The following is a 1,675-nucleotide window of genomic DNA, read 5'->3' as shown; positions in this document are numbered from 1 at the left end:
ATCGACATGCCGTGCTGGAACTGAATCTGGTTGAAGGCCATGGTGCTCACCCCACTGTAAGAAGACCACAGATTAGTGAGTCACAAGCTCATGGGGTGAGCCTCGCTGAGGCAGGTTTCTAATCAGGTTCGGGCTTGGTGCTGCACCGCTGGCACTTCAAACCGCATATCAGCTTCAGATTCTTTTCGTCGGCGCAGATCGTGCCGCTGGCGGTATCCTTGCCCGAGCAGTGGCCAGACGCATCGGCACGGCAGCAGTTAGTTTGACCGTACCAGGCTTAGGGTGGGCATTGACCGTTGTGGCAGTTGGGCAAACGATTTACGTCGTGATAAAAACGCCCACGCCGATGCAAACGTGGCTGAAATACAGCTACTTCGGCAAGCCCGAACATGGTGAGCAACGTAGAGCGAGCTGGGCTGAGGAGGACAAGGCCTGGAAAGAACTCGTCGTTGGAGATGGCAAACAGTGAGCACCGACGCTTTAGAGTTAATCAGGCAAGGCGACTACATCGCGCAGGGGTTGGAGTCAGCGGGCAACACCGCATCGCCTGAGCCCAAGGGCGAGAACGCCATGAGTGGAGTCGTCACACGGTTCAAACGCCGAACCCGGTGCAGTGATAACCCGACCGCACTGAACACGCTGCGCGCCATCTACCCAGACGCCTTGGAACTGATGGGGCCAAGTAGTTCGACGCAATTACGAGGCCTTACCCTCTTCTGGGTTTTGGTGCTACTAGGTATCTGCGTATTCTCGTTGCTTATCACGCCGCAACATATTCGCGACGGAATACGCCTTGGTGGTTATGCCCTGTGGGAATCAATCATTATCAGTAGCCTCGGCGCCTGGATTCTATGGCGCTTCTGCCTACGCCCCATACCTTATCTACTGCGCACCGATCTTTTCGCCCCCGACAATCAACCATTGATCTTCGATCGTCAGAACCAACGCGTATACCGCTTATTCGATCCGAACCAGGGCAGCACAAAAGGCCGCTGGTGGACCCGCGCGCCGTTACCCCTGCAAGGGGTGGAGTATCACTGGGGCTGCATCACTGCCGAGCACCGGGTACAGCTCATCACCCGCGGTAACTCAGTCACACGCGTTCACGGCCTCGTGCTCGTAGCGCGTGATTTCCCCAAAAAGAACGAACCCCAAGGCCGCCTGCTCGACGAATTCCCCGTTGCCAGCAGCATGGTACTCGGCGAGACCACTGTGCCACGCCTGTGGGAACACATTCGCCGCTACATGGAAGACAACGGCCCCGCATTGCCCGAAGGCGAAGCGCTACAAATCGACGAGCGCCCTACCACCCTGTGGCAAAGCCTCGGCGTGGTCAGCCCCTTCGGCCCGCAGTTTTGGCGCTGGTGGCGCGACAGCCGCTTCATGACCATCTTGGTGTTCATCGGCCTGCCCATCACCTTCCCCGCCTTCACACTGTGGGGCGTGGGCAATTGGCTCAGCCATAAAACAACGAGGCCCACGGTGTGGCCCAAGGAGGTGCACAAGCGAATCGGGCAGCCCATCCAAACTTCGTTAGACACAAGTGTACCTGATTAGAAACCTGCCTCAGCGAGGCTCACCCCATGAGCTTGTGACTCACTAATCTGTGGTCTTCTTACAGTGGGGTGAGCACCATGGCCTTCAACCAGATTCAGTTCCAGCACGGCATGTCGAT

The 1,675-nt window shown here is 57.4% G+C and carries 2 protein-coding genes; both read left to right on the top strand.

From position 1 onward, the window contains the following. Positions 1-229: 229 nt before the first annotated feature. On the top strand, positions 230-469 hold the full coding sequence (locus WIT60_RS16835; protein WP_339584974.1) for a hypothetical protein: 240 nt from the start codon (positions 230-232) through the stop codon (positions 467-469). Beyond that, entirely contained in the window at positions 466-1,557 is a 1,092-nt protein-coding gene (locus tag WIT60_RS16830; protein ID WP_339584973.1) for a DUF6708 domain-containing protein, read from the top strand. The genes WIT60_RS16835 and WIT60_RS16830 overlap by 4 nt, the downstream gene beginning before the upstream one ends. The last annotated feature ends 118 nt before the right edge of the window (positions 1,558-1,675 follow it).

Source organism: Aquabacterium sp. G14 (assembly GCF_037482285.1).
Classification (GTDB): domain Bacteria; phylum Pseudomonadota; class Gammaproteobacteria; order Burkholderiales; family Burkholderiaceae_C; genus Aquabacterium.
This window is presented reverse-complemented; position numbering and strand designations above follow the sequence as displayed.